The following is a 22,625-nucleotide window of genomic DNA, read 5'->3' on the forward strand; positions in this document are numbered from 1 at the left end:
TGATCGTTTTATATTCAAGGAAGAGAATTTAAGTGTGTTCATTAGGAGGAGCGCGTTTATTTGAGAAATATTGCGTTTTAACGCTACGAAATCGCGTATCAATAGCTGGAATCTTTATTAAAAAGAAATCCAATGTTAGGATTTTTTGAAGGGTTCTCGTAAAAATAGATTCTGTATGGAGTGTTACAAGTTTTTTGTTTTCAGTTGTGGTAACATTCAACTGATCACGCTTATTGTGTAAATCAAATCTATTCGTTTTAATGGTATTATTAGTGTGTGACTGTTTGATCAAATAGGCACGCGTTCCTAGGTTGCTCGTCAAGAATACACCTAAACTGGATAGAAAAATCCAAGTTGTCAAAGGAAGAAAATTTTCTTTTTTGCAATAGAGGTGCAAAAAACACATGCTAGAGTGCCTTCTTTAATCTTATTGAGTTCAGCTTATTTATTATCCTTTTCTCTTATTATCAGTATTATAGGATAAGGGAAAGCTTTTATAAGATTATTCTACAAAAGTTGAAAATATCTGCTTTATACCATATTAAGGAGGGGGGGATAAAATCCTTTTTGTGCGCATAAGGTCGATATGTATTCATTTTGTAGAGAAAACATCCACATACTTTTCCTTCTTTTGGGGATTATCTTTGTATTTAATTCTGGTGCATGGGGGAATAGGGGTGCACAAAATACAATTGTCGAACAAACAATAGATTCTTATTCAGTTGATGAAATTATTCAACAACAACAGTTGATTATTGAGACTCTTGAAGAAAATAGTGAAACTTTAAAAAGAGATTTTGACAGAAAGTCAGAAGATGAGCGTTCTTTAGAAGAATTGCGGTTACGTGCACAAGATATCAGTGAACGTGCTATTGAGGCAGCATTTGTTTTGCGTCCTCCTCTTAATGAGATTAATACACTTCTTGATCAATTAACAGAGCTTCATCGTGACGTAAAAAAACTGAAAAGCTCAGTGAAAGAGTATTCTTACTTGATAGAGCAAAAAGCTAAAATTAACAGTATCATGCTTCGTTTTGAAGAAATTTTCTTAGCGGCAAATGGGATAGCTGAACTTTCTATTTCTCAATCTCGGGAGCTTTTTAAACGCACGCTTACGTATAGGTTTGAGTTTTCGATTCCGATGGTTAAACAGCTCGCCCAAAAAACAAAAGAGGCTTCATCAGATTTTCTTTTGTTGTTAAATTCTTGGTGGAATTTTATATTTTATTTCAAGTTGTTACAACTATTTCTTTCCTTTTTAATTCCACTTTTTATCACTTTGGGTCTTTCGTATTTTTCTCGAAAAGTTCTTGTTCATGTGTATTGCCACTTTAGGAAGTCTAATGAGGAAATATCTTATTTACAACGCTTATTGATCGCCTTTATTTCAGTTCTCTTACCTTCGCTTATATGTACTCTTTGCGTTTATCTTGTGTTGTTTTTGTTTCGTAGTTTTAACTTAGATCTAGGTAAGCTTACAACAGTTTTTGATATGATAGGTTGTCAGATTATTTTAGTATTTTTAATCAATCGCTTAGCAATTGTTCTTTTATCTTCGAATATGCCCCATGCGCGTCTTTTCAGTATTGCACCATCGTCTGCTTATCAATTAGTGATTTTACTCACTTCTTTAGCGGGTGTGTTGGCATTTGATGCTGTTCTTGATAGTATTTATCAAATCATTTCAGCGCCTCTATCTTTGACAATTGCTAAAAGTTTTATTGCTGTTTTTCTTGTAGCGATATTGCTGTTTATAATATCATTTGTACCTTTGCGATTTAGACGTAAGCGTTTTCAAGGAGAAAAAAAAGAACCATACTTTTGGCCATTTTATATACGCATTCCTCTTATTGGCTTGGGGGTACTGCTCTTTGTGTTAAATCTTTTAGGTTATGTTGGTCTTGCACGTTTTATTATGCAGCAAATTATGATTGGTGGAGCATTTTTAGTTCTCATGTATTTAGGAATACAAAGCGCTCAAGCACTTGGAACTAAAGGCCAATTTATGAAAACAACGGTTGGTCATCTTTTGATGCAGAGGTTTCATTTAGAAGAAAAAACGATGAATCAATTGGGAGTTTTTGTGAGCGTTTTTCTCAATTTATTTGTTGTTGTATTTTGTGCAATGCCAATTGCTGTACAGTTTGGATTTTCCTATTCTGATTTGAAAGCAGTATTGTGGCAATTGGTTACTGGTTTTCAGATTGGAAATATTACTCTTTCTTTGATTTCTATTATAACAGGAATTATTTCTTTTTGTGTTTGCTGGTTTCTTATTCGCCGATTTATTGGTTGGTTAGATAGTGTGGTGTTGGTCCATGGAGAGTTTGATTCTGGTATACGGAATTCTATCAAAACAGTGATAAGTTATGGAGGCGTTGTTGTGTCTGCTTTGACGGGATTGTCAATGGCAGGTTTGGATCTTAGAAATTTCGCTCTTATTGCTGGAGGACTTTCACTTGGTATAGGTTTTGGTTTACAGAATATTGTCCAAAACTTTGTCTCTGGACTTATTATTTTAGTTGGCAGACCGTTTAAAATAGGAGACTATATAGAATCTGGATCAGTAGGTGGTGTTGTTAAGCGTATTAGTGTGCGTGCAACGGAACTTGAGACCATTCAGCGTAAGACGATTATTATTCCCAATTCAAGCCTTATTAATAACAACGTTAGTAATTGGACTAGACGTAATAAAGTAGGACGAATTGATATACCAGTTACTGTATCATCTAAAGTTGCTCCAGAGCATGTTGCTGAAATTTTGTTGGAGATTGCTTTTGCAACAGAAGGCGTTTTAAAAAATCCTACCCCGCAGGTGAGTTTTACAGCATTTGATCATAAGAGTTTTTCCTTTAATTTAGCTATTTATGTGCCTAATATTACCTCACCTTCTCATGTAACCAATGCTCTTCGATTTGTCTTATATAAGCGTTTTGCTGAGGAAGGAATCTTAGAATGCTGAAATATATTTATGCTTTGATTACAGTTATTCTATTGAATATTTTTACCATAACAGCTTTTGCCGCAACAGTGAAGAATACAGATTTAAAGGTACAGTCTCTCATTGTTGTCGAGGGAAGTATACCTTCAAAAGTTTCTTTAAATACTCATCAAACAATTACAATTTGTATGAAGGGATGTTTTATAACTTTTCCTAATAAAGACCGTTTTGCAATAAAGGCAGATGATAATATAGAAATCAGTAGGGGAAGAGCAATTTTTAAATAAAATGATTGAGAATTTTTATTTAGAGATAATGTTTAGAAGGATAATGATATTGTCGTATTAATAATCTCATCCTTTAGAAAATGGTAGAAAAAAGGTATGATTGTAGTATAAAATAGGTATATTTTTTATACTATATAGAATCTAAAGTATGCATTTTGGATATAAAAATATTGAGGTATTTATAATATTTTTAATGAATATCGATTTTTTAAAAATAGTTACATCATTTTTAGAATTTTTCTCATAAAAAAATTTATAAAATATACTATTTTGTTATTTTTTGCGTTTGTTTTGATACAAAATGCTTTATATTTTATCATTTAAAAAATATAATAGGTATTTTTATTAAATATTTATTATTTGAAGTATTCATTATTCTAATATTTTAAAATTTATTTGATAATATTAAATTTTGATGTAATTATATATTAATCTAGTGATAGATTTAAATGTAACTATAAAGGAGTACATGTGATTTTTCGGCATAAGATTTTATAAAACTTTGTTTTTCTAAATGTGATTTTTGATTATATTTAAATTTAGCAATGGGGTATAATTTTATGAATACAAAATTTATAACAGCATCTTTTTTTTCTTTGATTTCATCTTCTATAGTACAGGCTGCAGATGTGGTGGCTCATGAGGAGCCAGTACACGTTGCCTCAGAAGTTGTTGCTTCTTCACCTTTTTCTTGGGCAGGTATTTATTTCGGGGGGCAAGTGGGTGGCTTTTCAGGTAAGACTTCTGCAATGACGCGTGATGTTGATATTCCTCTCTATCCTGATGAGGAGAGTAAAAGTAAACCATGGATACCTGTCGAGAAACAGTATATGCCTGAGCTTTCTGGATTTATAGGTGGTTTTTATGCAGGTGTTAATTTTGATCTCGGTAATAATTTTATTGTGGGGATTGATACGGATATGCTTTTAACGGAAAAAAAGGATACAAAAACAAGATTTCATGCTGATGAATCGAGTGCTGGTGGAACGGGCACTGAAGGAGCGGGCACTGAAGGAGCGGGCACTGAAGGAGCGGGTACTGAAGGAGCGGGTACTGAAGGAGCGGGCACTGAAGGAGCGGGCACTGAAGGAGCGGGCACTGAAGGAGCGGGCACTGAAGAAAAAAGTCGAAAAAGGGCAAAATTTGTCAGGAAACAGGGTAGAGGCTTGTCTCGCTCTGTTGCAGAGGATAAAGACAGTTTAACTTTTAATCATACGTTAAAACAAAAATGGACAGGTGCTACACGGGTGCGTGTTGGGTTTTCTGCGGGGCGTGTGATGCCTTATATTGCTGGTGGTATTGCTTATGGACAGTTTCAGGATATTTTGTCGACAGTAATTACGGGAGGTGAGCCCTTTAGTAGGACATCGGATGCAACAAAAACGATGATTGGTTATACTCTCGGTGGTGGTGTTGATTTTGCAATGACAGATCATCTTGTTGTGCGTGCGGAGTATCGTTACTCAGATTTTGGTAAAAAGAAATTTAAAGACGAGATTGAAGTTAAGTATAAGACGAATGATTTTCGCGCAGGAATAGCTTACAAATTCTAGTTTTGTAGGATAAAGGAGCTTAAATTTAAAAGGTTCTATCTCTTTGATAGGGCCTTTATTTTTTAAATGGTATGCATTGTAAATGCTATTTTATAGTGAAGAAAGGGTCTTTGATTTTGAGTGATGATGAGGAGATAAGAAAGAATTATTTAAATTCTTAATTGTTAAGAATAAAAATTCTTTGGTTCACAAGGTATAATTAAAATATTTATTTGCAAAGAAGGAATGATTCGTTTTTTGTATTATTGCGGTTATCACATGATAATATCGTTATAGCGTTAAAAAAGTAAACTTAAAGATAGTTTTTCTATCTAAACAATTAGAAGATGAAAAAAATTCAACATGGCATTACGGTGCGCTCTTCCAAACTCACGGGCTGCTCTCTTTACTTCTTCACGGTCAACGGTTGTTTCGCGTAGTCGTTCAAGTGCAATTTTTTCGCTTTCAAGCGGAACTTGCATCTGCTCCAGTGTCTATTTTGTATTCATTGGCTCCATCTGTGGAGGCTTGTTTTATCTTTGTCTGTGGTTGTCCATCAGGCGCTAAAAGTGAAGCAGGGCGCTTTGTTGGATTCTCATTCCATATGGCTATTGCAAGAGCTTCATTGATAGAACCATCTTCAAAAAGAGCCTCATCAAATTTGCCTGTTTTAAATCGTGAAACAACCGTATTAGGAGAGACACGCATCTTTTTCACAAACGCACGAACCGATATGCTATGCCGTTTTTTTTATTCATAGTTTCTCTATTTTAAATGGTTTGTGCGAATTATTGTACACTTTAATTTTATTGATGGTGTGATATTTTTCGTGTACATAAAAGTATATGAAGATAGTGTAGGATGGACCAATAAAGAGCTTTAAACATTGATAAACATAAGCTTGATTTTGCTGATGTTATTTACTTTGACTGGGAATATGCTCTTATTGATGCACAAATTCAAATCGCATGAGGGCTATTGGACATTTTTCTGATGGCATCGTAGTTGTTGTTTTTGCAAAGCTTGGCAATGAAGCGGTGTCGATTATCAATTTTCCTCAAGAGAATAAGAAAGAGAGGTTTTCAATGACTAAAAAAACCTTTGGAACAGGATGTGGCTACACAAAAGAAGATTGGGACGCTGTGGATTCCCCACCACTAACAGATGAAGAACTTGTAGGCCTAAAGCCAGCTAAAGAAGTTTTACCTGCTTCTTTTTTTATATGTAGCACAAGAACGCCGCAAATATGGGCGTCTACCAGTTGAATCTCCCAAATAGGCGGTTACTTTATTTCTTGACCAAAACGTTATTGCCTCTTTGTAAGAAACCGGGGAGAGACTGGCGCGTGCGTATGGGGAAGTCTTAAAAAAGCAAGTGGTATCTAAACCAACCACCTCCTCATTTTTGAGAAAGAGGAGGGGATTTCTGTTTTTTACTTATGCAGCTTTCATGAAAGATCTTTTTAAGACCTGTTTTACTTCTTTAATGAGAGCTTTATAATGTTCAAGTTCTTTTTCGAGTCCATTTGCATCTAACAAACGTTTTATCATCAATCCTAAGATCTCTTCAACACCGGCAGGTTTTTTTAAACACTCATAAGAAAATAATTCATAATCAACAGATTGGCTTTTCAACTTGTTTTTTCGCATTCAATAAAATAGCGACATGTTTGACGTCCTTTCTTATTGCGTTTAACCATTGAGAACTCTTTTACTATATCTAATCTAAGGTGATAATTAATTGCTGTAACAGCCCTAGATTTTACGCTTCCCAATTTTGGGAACCGCAAATCTTGTGTTTTTATGAAATCTTTTCCTTCTTCAAATTCATACTGATTAATACGATCTGTAATCCAATTAGAAAAACGTTTTCCTATTCCAAAAAATGTGTGCAACTCGCGTGCGTTTACTGTTTGAACAGCTTCCGGATTAATAACCTGTTCTCTAATTTCTATAAGATTGTTCATAAAGAACTCCTTGTGTTTAGATGTTTTTGATTGACACTCAATAAAAGGAATATTTCCTTTTGATGCTACAGGGAGCAAAAATAACATCCAAGCGGTTGGTTCTACTCTCACCTACGCACGATGGAACAAGGCTTCTTTCAGGTATCTTTATTGAACAAATGAATGAGATCAGAGAATTAATAGAACAGACAAGATCGGATGAAAGTAAGCTTCTCTCTTTCATAGGAGTAAAAAACTTCACAGATATGTCTTATAAACAAGCACAAACTGCTTTGTTTTCTTTGAAAAAAAGCAACGCGCGCAAATGAATAAAGCACAACAAGAGCAACAAACGGCGGTGTGAGATGGAGCAACGAACAGCAGAATAGTTTCAAGCACGCTTGGGTAAAGTCACCGCATCTAATGTCTACAGCGTACTCAGTAAGGCAGCAAAATGTTTGCTGAAAAGCAAATGTGAAGATTACAAAATGAAACTCATAATAAGAGCGCTTAACAGGGGAAATAAGCCAATCTCATACAACACCTGCTATGCAATGGGGCATTGAACATGAGGATGATACCTTGAAAGAATATGCATTCATTTATAATGTCGATATAATAGAATGTGGATTCATCCAACATCCTACAATAGAAATAGTTGATGCAAGTCCTGATGGGTTCATTGGAGAGGACGGTTTAATTGAAGTCAAATGTTCACAATCAACGACTCATCTTCGTTTTTTTGTATATGACGAAATCAAGCCAGAATATCACGTACAGATGCAATTCCAAATGGCATGCACCGGACGCAAATGGTGTGATTTCATGGACTATAATCCAAACTTTGTAGGTAAATCTACTGGTTTGAGAATGAAAATCAAACGCATCCTCCATGATGAGAAACACATTGAAGAGATTAATAAAACTGTTGAAACCTTCTTAGCGGAAATAGAACAAGAGATGCACAAGATTTTGACAAAAGCCGCTTAAACCTATGGGGGTGCTTCCCCCAACACCCCCGCCCATTTAATTAATATAAAAAAGAGAAAGGCAATGAGATGATACTTGATGATGGAGATAGATATGTAACAACCCGTGAATGTGCAAAGCTTTTTAGTGTATCCACAACCACAATTTGTAATTGGGTATTTCAAAGGGGTATTTCCAGAACTATATAAGCTAGGTAGAGCAGTGAGGTGGAGAAAGAAAGAGATCTTAACCGTCACTCCAAAGAAAAATAAGGAGAAAATAGGAGTAAATTAGGTAAAGTTGTATAAACCGTATAAGGTGGTCTAAAAGCTGGTCTGAAAATGGCTATTTAAAGAAAAAATCTATATATTTCAATATGTTTAATAAATAAAATGGTGCCCAAAAGAGGACTCGAACCTCCACGCCTTGCGGCACAGGTACCTGAAACCTGCGCGTCTACCAATTCCGCCATCTGGGCTCATAAAATTGATCTAAGCGTATGAAGCAATTCTGTCAATGAAATTATAGAATTTATTTTTTTAGCTTAAAACGATTGAATTGATTTTTTGGGAGATCATGATTTTAGAAGTTTAAGGTGCGAGGACTGTCTTCGATAAAATTGTTGAATCCGGACTAAATGTATAAATAATAGGAATGCCGGTTGCTAATTCTTGAGATATAATTTCCTCACCGGAGAGACCTTCAAGCGCCATAATAAGAGCACGAAGAGAGTTTCCATGCGCTGCGATCAAAACAGTTTGGGAGCGCAAAATATGAGGCTGGATGTGGTAAAGATAATAAGGCCAGATGCGCGCACCGGTGTCGCGTAGGCTTTCTCCATTCGGGGGCGCAATCGTATAAGAGCGGCGCCACATTTGCACTTGCTCTTGTCCCCATTGTTGGCGTACTTCATCTTTATTTAAACCAGAAAGATCACCATAATTACGTTCATTTAATGCGGGATTTTTTATCACTTCTAAATCTGATTGTCCCATTTGCTCTAAAATGTGCTGAGCCGTTTTTTGAGCACGCTGTAAGGCAGATGTATAAGCGATATCAAACTTCAAACCATATTCTTTCAGTTTTTTTCCTGCTTCTATCGCTTCTGCATGACCTTTTTCTGTTAAATCGGGATCTTTCCAACCGGTAAAAAGGTTTTTGAGATTCCATTCACTTTGTCCATGACGAATTAGTACAAGTATGCGTTCCATTATGAATTGCCTCTATTCTATTGATTGTTTAAAATTCATCGTTCAATCCCAAAACATCGAGCATTGAATAAAGACCGTTTTCATGATTTTTTGCCCACAAAGCTGCTTTTAATGCGCCATTGGCAAAGATAGAGCGTTCTTGCGCTGTATGTGAAAGAACAATGCGCTCATGGGAACCGGCAAAAATGACACTGTGTTCTCCAACAACTGTTCCACCACGTGAACAAGAAAAGCCAATGGAGCCTTTTTCGCGTTTACCTATATAACCATTGCGTTCGTTGACACGCACATTTTTAAGCGTAACATTGCGCCCTTCAGCTGCTGCTTGGCCAAGAAGAAGGGCTGTTCCAGAAGGGGCGTCAACTTTGTTCGCGTGATGCATTTCATAAACTTCGATATCAAAATCATTGGCTTCTAATGCTTTAGCGGCTTTCTTTACAAGGTTGGCCAAAAGATTTATTCCAAGGCTCATATTTCCGGATTTGACAATTGTTGTATATTTCGCAAAATCTGCAATTTTTTCTTCTTCTGTTTTGCTAAATCCTGTGGTGCCAATAATATGGACAAGGCTTTTTTGAGCAGCGTAGTTAGCATAAAGAATACTGGCTTCTGGTTGAGAAAAATCTAAAATACCTTCTGTGTTAGAAAAGGCATTTTCAGGATCGTCAGTAATGCCAATCCCAAGAGAATCTGAACCAATTAAGGCACTGGCATCTTTTCCTACAAACGGTGAGCCTTTGCGTACAAGAACAGCACAAAGCTCTACATCTTTCCTCTGTTGGATTGCTGTAATGAGTTCACGTCCCATTCTCCCATTTGCACCAACAACTGTAAGGCGCATTCTTATCTCCTTATAATACTTCACTGTGCAGTATAGGCAAATTCTTGCCTTCTTTCCAATGGTTCTTTTTCTTTATAGGAAAAAAATTTTCCTGCTTTAATTTATCTTCTTGTGCTGTAAAACACTGTTGTTTAGAGCAAGTGATATAAGATTTACAAATTTAAATAGAGATGTTTTTCGTTAGAGTGTGTCATGAATATTCCTAAATAAGGTTTGCTTATGAAACCTAATGAAGATTGTGTATTACTTTACGCTTTTGTTTTTTTGTTCTTTAAGGGGGGCGTTCTTCATGCAAAACAAGATCTCCTGAACAAAATACACCTATGTTGTCAATTTATGCTTTTCTTTAATATTTTTTCACACACCAATTCCATGTGTGATGCTTAAGCAAGCGATATTGATTGTTTCAAATTTGATGAAGGTAATGAGAAAAAGGTATTTGGAATTGATGATTCAAGTTAAAAAAACGATCATTTAATCATTTTATATCAATATGTTATCCATTAATAAAATCACGTAAAAGGGGGTAGAAATAAGGGACCAACAAGAAGTTGAATTGTTTATACATGAGAATTGGTCGGATTCTTTATCTTTTAGGAAAGTCAGTTGAAAAAATTGTTATGTTGTAAAAACGCATGATGAGGCTTTGTTTGTTATAGAGAAAATAGTATATATGTTATGTAATGCGTTTTTTCATATATTGGGGAGAATGGAGGATAACATGTGTTAAGTATTGTTATTTTATTTGCCTAGCTTCCAGTGATGCTACAGCTCTTATATTTAAAGAGATTCTTTAAAGTCTTTTCTTAAATAATTTTTATTCCTGTGCTAATATTTTTGTGATACGTCAAGAAAGTGATTTTTTTCATGCATTATAAGGGGGATAAAATAAAAAAATATTATGGGGGGCTTATTCTCTGTTTAATATGATTCTAAATCAATGTATTATCGTATTGTTTATACGCATGCATAAAAATTCATAAGCCTATAAATATCCTTTAGATAGAATATCGTTTTTACTTTTTTTGTGGGAGAAGGCTAGAAATCAAGATCTGCATAGTGAGCACTTGCAACAATTCCGCGGACGCGATCTGTTAAAAGAGAACGAAAAGAAGGGCGTGATTTAATTCTCATATACCAGTCTTTGGCAGCAGGAGATTGTTCCCAGTCAATTTCCCCTAGAAAGTCAAGTACAGAAATAGAGGCTGCTGCTGCTAGGTCTGCATAGGACAAGGCAGAACCGACTAAGCTATCGCGAGAGGCACAGAGCCAGTTGAGATAGTTCATATGTGGTAAAATATTGGCACGTGCATTGCGTAAAATTTGTGAATTAGGAGCACCACCACCAATGGCAAGTGGCATTTCACGTTTATGGATTCGTTCTCGTACGATATGGCGCGTTGCTTCATTTTCGAATTTATTTAAGAACCAGTCATTGAGACGGCGTACTTCCGCACGATCTAAAGGATTTTCCGGAAAGAGCTTATTGTCTTGTCGTAAACTTCCATGTGTTTCGTCTAAATATTCGCAGATAACAAGAGGACCTGATAATGGAACCTCGTGTTCATCGAGAAAAACAGGAACATGACCAGCGGGATTGAGGGCTAGAAATTCGTGTCTTCTTGCCCATTCATATTCTTCAATCAGTTGAGTGGTTACACCATATTCCCCAAGAATGAGGCGTATGAAGCGCGAGGCAGCGGATAGGGGAGAGTGAAAAAGTGTCAGCATAATTTACACTATCAAATAGAGTTGATGAGAATTCTTTCAAGTAATCATTTTTATAAAGATGCTTGACTAGAAGTACAAGATCATTAGCAGCTGCTAGCAATTATAATTAATAAATTGTTAATAATAGCAATTATTCTTTTATGCGATGGTTTGCAAAATGGCAGCACGTAATTCTTCTAAACCGAGAGCTTTTTCTGAAGAGGTTACAAGAAGCTCAGGATAAGCTGCCGGACGTTTGAGAAGCTTTGTTTGTGTGCTCATAATTAATTTTTCCAAGGCATTTGATTTGATTTTATCGCTTTTTGTCAAAACAATTTGATAAGAAACGGCTGCTTTATCAAGGAGAGCAAGAACATCTTCATCATTGTTTTTGATTCCGTGTCGTGAATCAATTAAGATATATACACGTTTTAATGTTGTGCGCCCCCGTAAATAGCTAAAAATCAAATTTGTCCACGCATCGACCAGATTTTTAGGAGCAGCAGCGAAACCATAACCAGGCATATCTACTAATGCTAGAGGGGGAAGATCTCCCAGCTGTCCACTGAAGCCATCGGGGACAAAATAATTAAGCTCTTGAGTCCGTCCTGGTGTATTTGAGGTGCGTGCTAAGCTTTTTTGTTGGACGAGTGCGTTTATTAAAGATGATTTTCCAACATTGGAACGTCCTGCAAATGCAATTTCTGGTGGTCCTTCAGGGGGGAGAAAGCGTATTGCTGGTACACCACGAATAAAAATCCAATTGCGAGAAAAAATTCCAGAAAGGGAAGAATCTCTTGTCATTCATGCACTTCTTTTTTGGGTGATTTTCTCCACATGGTTTTCAGATTATCGAAAAGCTCAATTTTAACTCCTTGGCGCTTCATCATGATACCTTGCTGAATGATTGATAATATATTGTTCCATGCCCAATAGATAACGAGACCAACAGGAAAAGAGGCGAGCATAAAAGTAAAGACAACAGGCATCCATGTGAATATCATCGCTTGGGTTTGGTCTTGAGGAGCGGGATTCATACGCATTTGTAAAAACATCGTTATTCCCATAATCAAAGGCCATGCACCAATCATAAGGAATGTTGGAGTTGTATACGGTAAGAGACCAAACAAGTTAAAAAGAGAAGTTGGATCGGGTGCCGCTAAATCTTCAATCCAGCCAAAGAAAGGGGCATGGCGCATTTCAATGGTGATATAGAGAACTTTATAAAGAGCAAAGAATATTGGGAATTGAACCAACATTGGCCAACAACCAGCAAGGGGATTAATTTTTTCGGTTTTATATAGTTCTATTATTGCTTGTTGTTGCTTGGTTCTATCATCGGGATATTTTTCTTTTATTTCTAGCAACCGCGGTTGTAAAAGCTTCATGCGTGCCATAGATTTATAAGATTTATTGGCTAGAGGAAAAAGAAGAGTTTTTAAGAGCACCGTGACAAGAAGGATGGCGATACCAAAATTTCCTGTTTGTTTATAAAGGACATCAATGAGAGAAAACATTGGTTTGGTGATGAAATCAAACCAGCCCCAATCAATTAAAAGAGCAAACTTTTTGATTTTTAGGTCACTTTGATAGTTATTAATAATTTCAACTTGTTTTGCACCAGCAAAAAGCCGATTTGTAATAGTTTTTGTTTCATTTGGAGCAATCGTTAAAAGCGATCCTAGTAAGTCAGACTGATAATGCGTTTGCAAACGATCAAAATAAATAAAACGGCTTGTATATTCTTTATTTTGCGGGGGAATAACTGCTACAGCCCAATATTTATCGGTAATACCAATCCAACCTCCTGTTACTTTGGAGAAAGTCATGCTCTTTTGCCCATTATCAGGATTTGGATCAAGCTCTGCTAAGGTTTTATATTTTTCAGTTTTGAGCGAATCTCCTGCAATACCTATCATACCTTCATGAAGTAAATAGGTTGCATTTGTATGTTCTGGTGGTGCTGCACGTGCAACGCGGGCATAGGATGAGAGATATATTGGTTGATCACTTTCATTGCTGATAGAATCTTCAATGGTAAACATGAAATGATCATCAACAGAAAGAATACGCCGGAAGATCTGTCCTTGTCCATTATTATAAATTAAAGTGATAGGTGTTGAAGGAGTCAGGATTGTATTGTTTCCCTCTATTTGCCATTGTGTATCCGATTGTGGCAAAGCTTTTGCTGGTAAAGATGCACTTGCAAAACCAAATTCAGCAAGGTAGGTCGTTTTGAAACCCTTAGGATTCAGCAAATCGATTTCCGGTGATTTTTTATCGACTGTTAAACGATATTTTTTGAGGTGAAGATCATCAAATTGTGCACCAACAAGATTAATAGAGCCTTCCAGTTCATTGGTTTTGATCGCAATACGCTTTGTTTTGGCCAATACAGCTTTCCGGATTTCAGGTGTCATTGGCTGTTCGATGATAGATGTTGCTTGATGCGTTGAGGTATCGTCAGAAAAATTCGTCGTGGTAGTAGAAAGGGTTGATTGTTCTTTTGACAATTGCTGTGTGATGACTTGTTGTTTTGGTAACTTTGCTTGTTTGGGAGCAACATGAAGAAATTGCCATGCGATGAGCACTACGAAAGATAAGCCAATAGCGATAAAGAAATTGCGGTTATATTCCATCCGTACACCCTTGTTGTTGTTGCTGATGTTTTATTTTTGGTTTTATTCGCCGATTTAATTCACTAATTAAGGATGTAAAAGGCGCATGTAACGCATCACGATATGCTACAATGACATAGTCTGTTCCTGCTTCCATGTGGTTTGTTACACCAACTCTTACGGCTTCACGCAAGCGCCTTTTGATACGATTGCGTTTCACAGCATTACCGTTTTTACGGGTAACCGTGAAGCCTACACGTGCAACAAGAGAATCTTTTCTTTCTGTTGTTTGTTCACGAGATTTAACTTCGAGCAAAAATAAAGGACCACGCCGCTTTTCTCCTGTACGGACAGCCAAAAAGTCTGCTCTTTTGCGAATACGGCAGGGATGTTTTTTCTTCATAAAAGAACATTTCGCAATTTCACTAAATGCCTGCAAGCAGGCATTAGAGGTTCATAACAAAAGTTTCACAACGAAGAAATGGTGAGCAATCCTCAACGGTTGTGAAAATTTAAATGGTTAAGCAGAGAGCCGCTTACGTCCACGAGCACGTCTTGCAGCAATAACTTTACGTCCTCCAGCTGTAGCCATGCGTGCACGAAACCCATGGCGGCGTTTACGGACAAGTTTAGAGGGTTGGTAAGTACGTTTCATTTATTTAAATACCGCGGAGTGCGGCCCTTCTTAATCTTCGTTTTATGAGCAGTTATGCGCGAGATGAACGATTTTATCCTATCATACGGCTGTTAACCCATAAGGAAAAATATAAAAAAAGTCAATCTTAGATTGTTTTTCTCGCTCTTGAAAGAATACAAAACACCTTACAACCGTCTGTGATATTTTTTTACGATACTGTAAGAGTGTCAGAAATAACGATTGAGTCTACAGAAAATAAATGACTAGGGCGTTAAAGAATTAAAGAAAGTGTGACTGATTACTGTATACTCAATTTAAAGTATCCTTTAATATTAAAAAAATTTTTTCAGTTTTTGTTTTTACAAAATTTTTATCAGAACATTCATTAAAGTGGTTGTAGAAAAATACGATTGATAGGATTTTATAGCAGATTTTATGTTTGAGATTCTTTATTTAAGGATGGTTTCATATTTTTAAAGAGAAAAGAGATAAGAGATAAGATATAAGTAATTTATACTTTATAATTCTGAGTAAAGTAGAAAATTATCAGGTGATGAACCTGTAAGTATTTTTCGTTCTTATGCTTGTATTTGCTGGTATTTTTATAGAGAGGAAAGAACTTGGATTCTATTACAAGTGAGGCTGTCCGCAACGTATTACGTAAAATCAAAGGACCAGATCTTGAAAGCGATATTGTGTCGTTGGGGCTTCTTTCAGAAATATTGATTGCTGATGGTAAGGTTTTTTTTTCCATTACAGTTCCTGATGGAGGTGTGCAAGAATGGGAATCATTGCGTCGTTCTGCTGAAAAGATGGTATGTGCTTTGGAGGGAGTGGAATCTGTTGTTGTCACACTTACAGCAGAAAAAACAACAAAGGCAGCACCTAGACGGAGAGCAAATCTCTTACCGATCAAAATGCCCATAGAAGGTGTGCGGCATGTGATTGCTGTTGCTTCTGGAAAAGGAGGGGTCGGAAAATCGACAATGGCAATAAATATCGCCTTAGCTTTACAAGATTTTGGTTTCAAGACGGGGGTGATGGATGCTGATATTTATGGTCCATCTTTGCCGCGTTTGACAGGACTTGTTAATCAAAAACCACAGCTCATTGAAGAAAAAAAGATTCAACCTCTTGAAAAATTCGGACTTAAATTGATGTCGATGGGATTTTTGGTTGAGGAAGAAAAGCCGGTAGTATGGCGTGGTCCTATGGTTATGGCAGCGTTAACGCAATTGTTACGAGACGTTTTATGGGGACCTCTGGACGTTTTAGTCGTTGATATGCCGCCAGGTACAGGGGATGCACAACTAACGCTTGCACAACAGGTACAGTTAACAGGTGCGTTGGTTGTCTCTACGCCCCAAGATCTTGCTTTAGTGGATGCGCGTAAAGCAATAGAAATGTTTATGAAAGTCAATGTTCCTATTTTAGGAATTATTGAGAATATGAGTTATTTTATCGCTCCTGATACGGGAAAACGCTATGATATTTTTGGCTATGGTGGTGCACGGGCAGAAGCGGAACGTCGAGAAGTCCCTTTCTTAGCGGAAATACCGCTTGATGCAGCTTTACGATTTTTTTCAGATGAGGGGACCCCTATTTTTGTTGCTAAGCCTAGTAAAGAGCATACTAAACTGTATCGTAAAATTGTTGATCAAATAAAAAATCAACTTTTTTAAATGGATATTTGTTTGAGAAAGTTTATTAAAACACAATCATGGAAGACGTAAAAATAGTTGCTTCTTTGTAAGGGGAAGTTTTAATGTGTGAGTAGAGTATATAGGTTAAATAAACAAAAAATTATTCATGCGTTTGGATAACCTGAAGGGGACCCAAATTAGAAGAGATAGAACCATGAGGTAGAAAAAATATTGGTATTGAGGATAAAAGAAGAAGACAGAAAATAAAAATAATTTAGAAAAATTGTAAAAGGTTGTAAAAAATATTTTAAAAATCAATTCTCTTCATAAGATGATATCTTTTTCAGGTGTAAAAAGCATTTTTCGATATGAGTTTTCTTGATATAAATCTTCAACATTTAGCTCTTTCTTATTGAGATGATAAAAAAATGTTGGTCAAGTCTTTTTAGAAGCATTCATTTTTTGCAAAGTAGCCTCAAGAGCCGTTGTTAAAGCATTCCTTCCCCCTTGATGAGAAAAGTAATTTGACAAAAATTCATTTGTTCCACCCTTTGTTGAAAACTCTTTTTCAAGCAGTGCAAAATCGAGAAGTGCAGAACGATCAGTTGCTATAGTTTTACGCATTTCATCCGTAAGATTTCCAAACATCATGGTAAGGAATTCTGCTGATTGCTGTTTTTTTAACCCTTGTGTTATAAACCACTGATGGGCTGTTTCTATAAAATTAAAATATACTCCCATAAGTGAACCAGCTGTCATAAAAAGATTAAACTGCTCTTCCTTATCCAGCACCAATGTGCCCCCCAATGCGTCAAATAAAGTGCGTAAGAAGGGATGATCGGGATAGATTGGTGTCAAATTTTTGCATTCTGCAACAAAAGGTAATGGAACAGCACGATAAACTTTATGATTAATCCACTCTTCTATTTCTGCTGCTTTTGCCATAGCAAGTACGGAAATAACCAGCTGTTCTGGACGAAAACGAAGAGAGCGCAAAACGTCTTCTGCAATTTGGTTGGGTAAGCAAAGAAAAACACAATCACTAACATCGAGCAATGTTTGGTTATTTTCAGCAATCATAACTTTGTTATAAGTGTTTGAAAGGCGCTCTGCTGTTTGTGCATTGCGAGGTGAAACAACAATAGAAGAAACATCAAAGGTGCTTGTCATTAAGCCATTCACCATTGAAGCACTGATTGTACCCGTTCCTAAAAAGCCAAGTCTCATTTCTATTTCTCAGTTTTACAATTTAAAAGGAATCTTAATCAACATCTCAAGTGTTTTAACTAACATAAACGCTAATTGAAGAAGCAACACATAACATAGCAAAAATAATCAAGCCCAAATAGATTTTAGGCTTGTCAAAGAGAACGGCAAAAGCAGAAAACCAACCAACAACAGCTGCGGCTAATGCAAATAAAAAACCTGGTTTATTCATAAGCACAATATGCATTGCCATTAAACCACCAATAATCAGCGCTCCAAAAACAATGAGCAAACCTGTTGCAAACTTTTCATAATCATCCATATTTCACTCCTTATAGCGCTCAATTATTACACACTTTTTAACGCACATGCACATAAAAACGAAATGTTTTTTATTGAATATGGTTAAAACGGGGGCTGCCTTTTATTGATCAGATGTAAAAAATGCAGGGATATGCTGTGGCCAACGCCAAGGTAAAACTGCAATTAAATCAAAGCGTACAGATAAAAGGGCATAATCTTTTTGCCGTGCGAGCCAAATATCGGCAGCTGCTTCAATTCGCCTTTCATTCATTCGGGAAACCGCTTCCATTGCTTCAGCCAACGATGAACGTGCTTTAACTTCAACGATTAACACAAGATTTCCACGTCGTGCAATTAAATCAATTTCCCCACATTTTGTTTTAAAACGCCTTTCGGCAATGTGAAACCCTTTGCAACGTAGCCACCAAGCGGCCAATTTTTCTGCACGAATCCCTCGATAAAAAGACTTTTGTCTACGTTTTTTTTGTATCATTTTACGCATTTTTTAAAAAGATTAATCGCTGAAAAAGTTCCTGCTTTTTAAAACCGGTCTCTTTTGCAACCAAAGCTGCTGCTTGAGCAGTGGAATGTGTCCGTGCGCGTTCTAATAGCATTTCATCAATTTCTTGATCACTTATCACATTTAAAGAAGAAGATGATTCTCCAACAAGCACAACAATCTCCCCACGAATATGTGCTTGTTTTTTGTAATTTTCCAACAAATTCCCTAAATTGGAAACATCTACTGTTTCAAACTTCTTTGTTAATTCACGACAAATTGCAGCAGGTCGATCAGCCGAAAAAAGAGTGATCATATCCTGTAAAGTTTCAACAAGACGATGCGGTGATTCATAAAAAATCAAAGTTGCTGGAATCTCTTTTAATTGTTCCAATCGTTTTCTGCGCTGTAGCTTGCGTGCACTCAAAAAACCTGCAAAAAAAAAGCTATCAGTAGGAAGCCCTGTCGGTATAAGAGCGGCTAAAAGAGCAGATGCTCCAGGAATAGGAATAATTTTATGACCAGCTTTACGGGCTTCTTCCACCAATCTAAATCCAGGATCAGAAATAAGTGGTGTTCCCGCATCTGACACAAGCGCTACTGTTTTGTTTTCTGCTAAAGCCGCTAAGAGCTTCGGACCCGCTTTTTGCGCATTATATTCATGATAGAGAAAAGGTTTTTTTTGAATACCGTAACGTTCCAACAAAACACGTGTTACCCGCGTATCTTCACAGGCTAAAATATCAATTCCTGCAAGCACTTGCAAAGCACGAAGCGTAATATCTGCAAGATTTCCGATAGGCGTTGCCACAAGATAAAGCCCTGATTCTATAACGGGTGCAGAATAAGCATGTGCACCTATAAAATATGCTTTTTCACACATGCTCTTTTCTTTTCATCAAATTTCCCTCACCACAAGATTTTTATCCATACTCATAAGTCATTTTGGCTCATTTTTACCAGCACATTTTTTATCCTTATAAAGGCTTACCTTACTCGAATAATCGATTACTCTCTAATAAGATAATCTCATCTTTAACGTCTTAATCTAACATTATTATCTATTTTGATCTGCGTTATCTTTTTTAGTAAAAAAAATTCCACCAATATTCTATCAGCTCCATGATTTTCTATAAAGTTTTTCCTTCGAGAACCAAAAAACAATTTTACCTATGCCACCATCTCACGCTTGGCTGTGCTCTTTTAAAACTAAGATTTTTAGATTATTTCCATAACGCCTATCTTTCAAATATTCTCTTGATATCCAAACTATTTTTCTGAGAAAATATAAACAGCCTGTTTTGAAACATAAACAGCTAACTGTATTGTTATTGATCAAATATAAGCCCTTATCAGCAAAATATTTGATTTTTTCATATTCTCTACAGCTTTAACAGTATGAATGAGTACCTTAGAAATGTTAAAGGCTAATTTTTATCTTAAAGATTTGATTTATAACGGAGAGTTTATCATTTTGCATATTGATTAAGAGCTATCTCTTAAAAACAAGCCCATAAATATAATGCGTAAAAAGCGGGGATAATCCGTGGTCTTTTCTTTTTAAAAGATATTGTGATTCTTTTGAAAGTTCTAAAACTGAATGGACAGATGATAGTAAAGAGGAAAACAGGTTTTTTCCTTTCAGATTTTATATTCTTGCTAAATGAATCTGTATTTTCGTTTCAGAGATTACTCAAATAGAATAGGCAATATTTTTTCTCTAACTACAAAAGCTGGAACGGCGCGCAGAGCTTTCATTAACCTTAATCTTTCTTTTAAATATACCACTTGTGTTAAATTTGGATGTTGATTGACAAGCAACAGCGAAAGCACAAGCTTTATAAGAAAAACAACCCTATAAAACGCGTCATAGAGTGGTTATGAAAGCTATTTTGGTTTTTTATCAGATGGTTTTGCTAATAGCGGTCGTTTCCATGGCTTGGCATCTGCTTATTCTTACGGTATTTGCACATATTCATTGCAGTATATTGGTAAAGGTTAGATGCAAGGCGATTATCCTTGATGAAAAAATAAAAGGTTAATGTAAGGTTAAAGATTTTTTTCGTGTCATTATCAGTAGAACCATTGAAAGGGCTTGAACAAGCATGCTCTTTATTTCGTTATCTCGCAACGTTTTTTCTACATTTGTCTGTGGTTTTCTTTAGTGAGCATTACTTGGCAAAGTTTAGGAGAAAAAATAAACTTGAAGCGCATCGTCATGGCTTTTGTTCTTGGCTAGTTAAAACAATTGATGTTTCTTATGATGGGCTAAAAGCATTTTGGATCATGTGGGAGAGGGAGCAAAGTAGAGCGGACTTATTTTCCTTCTTTTCGAGAAGCGCGGCTGTTTCTTTATTGCAGAATTTTCAAGAATATATTCATTATTGTTTTGTCATTTAGATAAAAATTTTTGATAAAAATATGTTATGTTTTGCTATTGAAAAAAGTCATACGGTGGGGAGAGTATTTTATATAAGAATAGAGTCCTTTTTACATTGTGAAAGAACGTATGCAGGAAGGTGATTGATAGATTTCTGATCTGAGGAGAATATTTTTATTCATTGCGTTTTGTATATTTCAATTTTGGGAGAGTGAACAATGATTGTACATTGGGGCATTACATATTGGGATAGAAGGGCCCCTCATTACCTTGCGGACAGATCCAAGTGATATTTTGGTTCGGATCTTTGATATCGCATGTTTTACAATGTATGCAATTTGAAGCGTTGATCATATAAGTCAGATGATCATTATACTCTAGCCACTCGTAGACAGCGGCGGGACAATAGCGTGTAGAGGGTCCTCCATAGATTGCATATTCAGAGTCTTTATGTTTTTTTAATGAGGCTATTTTTAAATGGCAAGGTTGATTTTCTTCATGCTGCGTATTGGAAAGGGCAACACTTGAAAGGCGATCAAAGGTTACAACGCCATCTGGTTTTGGGTAAGCAATGGGTTGAAATTTTTCTGCTGGTTCAAGGCATGCATAATCTTCCTTTCCATGGGAGAGTGTTTTAAATAAGGAAAATCCGAACAGTTGTTGCCACCACATATCAAAACCGGCAAGTTTAATTCCATATTTTGTCCCATATTTTGCCCAGAGCGGTTTGGCATTTCGCACTTTATAAAGATCTTTGCCAATGGGACCTTTTCGCCACTGTTCTTCGATTTCTTTGACCTCATCATGGGCACGCCCTTGGGCGAGAGCGGCAGCAATTTTATCGGCAGCTAATATGCCAGATAAGATGGCATTGTGTGAGCCTTTGATACGAGGAACATTGACAAAGCCAGCAGAGCAGCCAATAAGTGCTCCACCAGGAAAGGTGAGTTTTGGTACAGATTGCCAACCTCCCTCGCTGATAACACGTGCACCATAGGAAAGACGTTTTGCACCTTTGAAGATTTCATAGAGTTTTGGATGTGTTTTAAAACGTTGAAATTCTTCAAAAGGAGAAAGATAAGGATTTTTGTAATCTAAGTGCACAACAAAACCGGCAGAAATGATATTGTTTTCTTGGTGATAAAGAAAGCCACCACCACCGGTATTATTGTCCAAAGGCCAACCCGTGAAATGTTGCACTAAACCGCGTTGGTGTTTATGGGGATCAATTTCCCAGAGTTCTTTGAGGCCAAGACCAAAATTTTGTGGTTCACGATTTTTGCTAAGATTAAAATGTTGTATCAGTTGTTTTGCAATTGAGCCGCGTGCTCCTTCCGCAATCAGAGTATATTTTGCCAATAAAGCCATACCAGGCATATAATTTTTTCCAGGGGTTCCATCTTTGTTAAGCCCCATATCTCCGGTGAGAACACCAATGATAGCTCCGTTATCTTTTTGGATGATGGGTTCTGTTGCAGCAAAACCAGGATAGATTTCAACACCCAACGCTTCAGCTTTTTTGCTTAGCCAGCGGCAGACTTTCCCAAGCGAAACGATATAACATCCGTTATTTGATAAGATTTTGGGATGCAAAATATTGGGCAATAGTGTCGCTTTTTGAGGCTTTAGAAAAAAAAATTGGTCCTGTGTGACAGGGGTTGTGAAGGGATGGTCGTTGTCATTTCTCCATTCTGGTAAGAGTGTATCGATACCAATGGGGTCAACAACTGCGCCCGAGAGAACATGTGCACCAACTTCGGTCCCTTTTTCAACAATTGTGACAGAAAGCTCAGGATTAATTTGTTTAAAACGAATTGCGGCAGAAAGCCCTGCAGGTCCCGCTCCGACAATGACTATATCAAACTCCATACTTTCACGTTGGTCATGCAGAGGTGCTTTCATG

At 36.6% G+C, this 22,625-nt stretch carries 18 protein-coding genes, 1 tRNA gene and 6 pseudogenes; 9 read left to right on the forward strand and 16 right to left on the reverse strand.

Annotated features, from left to right (window positions below; genetic code table 11):
- Positions 1-28 precede the first annotated feature (28 nt).
- Positions 29-406 (reverse strand): hypothetical protein, encoded by a 378-nt coding sequence (locus ACFIJK_RS06155; protein WP_375626213.1) that lies wholly within the window; start codon positions 404-406, stop codon positions 29-31.
- A gap of 180 nt (positions 407-586) precedes the next feature.
- Here ACFIJK_RS06155 and ACFIJK_RS06160 point away from each other — a divergent pair, with 180 nt between their 5' ends.
- The 3 genes from ACFIJK_RS06160 to ACFIJK_RS06170 all read left to right on the forward strand — a co-directional run bounded on the left by ACFIJK_RS06160 (position 587) and on the right by ACFIJK_RS06170 (position 4,781).
- The gene (locus ACFIJK_RS06160) at positions 587-2,962 is read left to right on the forward strand and encodes a mechanosensitive ion channel domain-containing protein (protein ID WP_375627224.1); all 2,376 of its coding nucleotides are present in this window, start codon (positions 587-589) and stop codon (positions 2,960-2,962) included.
- A complete protein-coding gene (locus ACFIJK_RS06165) occupies positions 2,956-3,228 on the forward strand; it encodes a hypothetical protein (RefSeq protein ID WP_375626209.1) in 273 nt (90 codons plus the stop codon). Before ACFIJK_RS06160 ends, ACFIJK_RS06165 begins: the two co-directional genes overlap by 7 nt.
- Before the next feature lie 560 nt (positions 3,229-3,788).
- Positions 3,789-4,781: an outer membrane protein gene (locus tag ACFIJK_RS06170; protein ID WP_375627227.1), complete on the forward strand. Its 993-nt coding sequence runs from the start codon at positions 3,789-3,791 to the stop codon at positions 4,779-4,781.
- Positions 4,782-5,107: 326 nt separating this feature from the next.
- Here the strand turns inward: ACFIJK_RS06170 and ACFIJK_RS06175 are convergent.
- Positions 5,108-5,468 (reverse strand): annotated as a pseudogene (locus ACFIJK_RS06175) (hypothetical protein); the annotation flags it as partial.
- Between the two features lie 177 nt (positions 5,469-5,645).
- Here ACFIJK_RS06175 and ACFIJK_RS06180 point away from each other — a divergent pair.
- A pseudogene (locus tag ACFIJK_RS06180) lies at positions 5,646-5,839 on the forward strand (BrnT family toxin); the annotation flags it as partial.
- A gap of 6 nt (positions 5,840-5,845) precedes the next feature.
- Positions 5,846-6,145, forward strand: a pseudogene (locus ACFIJK_RS06185) (BrnA antitoxin family protein).
- Between the two features lie 51 nt (positions 6,146-6,196).
- On the opposite strand, the pseudogene ACFIJK_RS06190 reads toward ACFIJK_RS06185, so the two are convergent.
- Positions 6,197-6,726 (reverse strand): annotated as a pseudogene (locus ACFIJK_RS06190) (antA/AntB antirepressor family protein).
- A 59-nt stretch (positions 6,727-6,785) separates the two neighbouring features.
- Here ACFIJK_RS06190 and ACFIJK_RS06195 point away from each other — a divergent pair.
- From ACFIJK_RS06195 to ACFIJK_RS06205, 3 genes and pseudogenes are all read left to right on the forward strand, one after another.
- Complete coding sequence (locus ACFIJK_RS06195; RefSeq protein WP_375627229.1) at positions 6,786-7,034, forward strand: hypothetical protein; 249 nt, start codon at positions 6,786-6,788, stop codon at positions 7,032-7,034.
- Between the two features lie 72 nt (positions 7,035-7,106).
- Positions 7,107-7,695: pseudogene (locus tag ACFIJK_RS06200) on the forward strand (lambda exonuclease family protein).
- 68 nt (positions 7,696-7,763) lie between these two features.
- Positions 7,764-7,968, forward strand: a pseudogene (locus ACFIJK_RS06205) (helix-turn-helix transcriptional regulator).
- 99 nt (positions 7,969-8,067) lie between these two features.
- Here ACFIJK_RS06205 and ACFIJK_RS06210 read toward each other — a convergent pair.
- The 8 genes from ACFIJK_RS06210 to rpmH form a co-directional block, all read right to left on the reverse strand.
- Positions 8,068-8,152: transfer RNA gene (locus ACFIJK_RS06210), tRNA-Leu, on the reverse strand.
- Between the two features lie 112 nt (positions 8,153-8,264).
- Entirely contained in the window at positions 8,265-8,885 is a 621-nt protein-coding gene (locus ACFIJK_RS06215) for a 2,3-bisphosphoglycerate-dependent phosphoglycerate mutase (protein WP_375627231.1), read from the reverse strand.
- Between the two features lie 28 nt (positions 8,886-8,913).
- Positions 8,914-9,726, reverse strand: coding sequence for a 4-hydroxy-tetrahydrodipicolinate reductase (dapB, locus tag ACFIJK_RS06220; protein ID WP_375626501.1), 813 nt, complete (start codon positions 9,724-9,726; stop codon positions 8,914-8,916).
- Between the two features lie 1,038 nt (positions 9,727-10,764).
- Entirely contained in the window at positions 10,765-11,457 is a 693-nt protein-coding gene (locus tag ACFIJK_RS06225) for a glutathione S-transferase family protein (protein WP_208439566.1), read from the reverse strand.
- A 138-nt stretch (positions 11,458-11,595) separates the two neighbouring features.
- Positions 11,596-12,240, reverse strand: a complete 645-nt coding sequence (yihA, locus tag ACFIJK_RS06230) for a ribosome biogenesis GTP-binding protein YihA/YsxC (RefSeq protein ID WP_273788101.1) — start codon at positions 12,238-12,240, stop codon at positions 11,596-11,598.
- Positions 12,237-14,075: a membrane protein insertase YidC gene (yidC, locus tag ACFIJK_RS06235; RefSeq protein WP_375627234.1), complete on the reverse strand. Its 1,839-nt coding sequence runs from the start codon at positions 14,073-14,075 to the stop codon at positions 12,237-12,239. The genes yihA and yidC overlap by 4 nt, the downstream gene beginning before the upstream one ends.
- A complete protein-coding gene (rnpA, locus tag ACFIJK_RS06240; RefSeq protein ID WP_015856278.1) occupies positions 14,065-14,457 on the reverse strand; it encodes a ribonuclease P protein component in 393 nt (130 codons plus the stop codon). Before rnpA ends, yidC begins: the two co-directional genes overlap by 11 nt.
- Before the next feature lie 117 nt (positions 14,458-14,574).
- The gene (gene rpmH / locus ACFIJK_RS06245; protein WP_005864709.1) at positions 14,575-14,709 is read right to left on the reverse strand and encodes a 50S ribosomal protein L34; all 135 of its coding nucleotides are present in this window, start codon (positions 14,707-14,709) and stop codon (positions 14,575-14,577) included.
- 602 nt (positions 14,710-15,311) lie between these two features.
- On the opposite strand from rpmH, the gene ACFIJK_RS06250 reads away from it, so the two are divergent.
- Positions 15,312-16,373, forward strand: coding sequence for an Mrp/NBP35 family ATP-binding protein (locus tag ACFIJK_RS06250; RefSeq protein WP_375627237.1), 1,062 nt, complete (start codon positions 15,312-15,314; stop codon positions 16,371-16,373).
- A gap of 396 nt (positions 16,374-16,769) precedes the next feature.
- On the opposite strand, the gene ACFIJK_RS06255 is transcribed toward ACFIJK_RS06250, so the two are convergent.
- From ACFIJK_RS06255 to ACFIJK_RS06275, 5 genes are all read right to left on the reverse strand, one after another.
- Positions 16,770-17,561, reverse strand: a complete 792-nt coding sequence (locus ACFIJK_RS06255) for a pyrroline-5-carboxylate reductase (RefSeq protein ID WP_375627239.1) — start codon at positions 17,559-17,561, stop codon at positions 16,770-16,772.
- Positions 17,562-17,616: 55 nt separating this feature from the next.
- Complete coding sequence (locus ACFIJK_RS06260) at positions 17,617-17,862, reverse strand: hypothetical protein (RefSeq protein ID WP_330168884.1); 246 nt, start codon at positions 17,860-17,862, stop codon at positions 17,617-17,619.
- A gap of 102 nt (positions 17,863-17,964) precedes the next feature.
- Positions 17,965-18,333, reverse strand: coding sequence for a YraN family protein (locus ACFIJK_RS06265; protein WP_375627263.1), 369 nt, complete (start codon positions 18,331-18,333; stop codon positions 17,965-17,967).
- Between the two features lie 4 nt (positions 18,334-18,337).
- Positions 18,338-19,225, reverse strand: a complete 888-nt coding sequence (rsmI, locus tag ACFIJK_RS06270; RefSeq protein WP_375627242.1) for a 16S rRNA (cytidine(1402)-2'-O)-methyltransferase — start codon at positions 19,223-19,225, stop codon at positions 18,338-18,340.
- Between the two features lie 1,734 nt (positions 19,226-20,959).
- Positions 20,960-22,624 (reverse strand): 4Fe-4S dicluster domain-containing protein, encoded by a 1,665-nt coding sequence (locus ACFIJK_RS06275; RefSeq protein WP_375627244.1) that lies wholly within the window; start codon positions 22,622-22,624, stop codon positions 20,960-20,962.
- Position 22,625: the final 1 nt, after the last annotated feature.

The organism is Bartonella sp. PS17NMGDW (genome assembly GCF_042193555.1).
Taxonomy (GTDB): Bacteria; Pseudomonadota; Alphaproteobacteria; order Rhizobiales; family Rhizobiaceae; genus Bartonella; species Bartonella grahamii.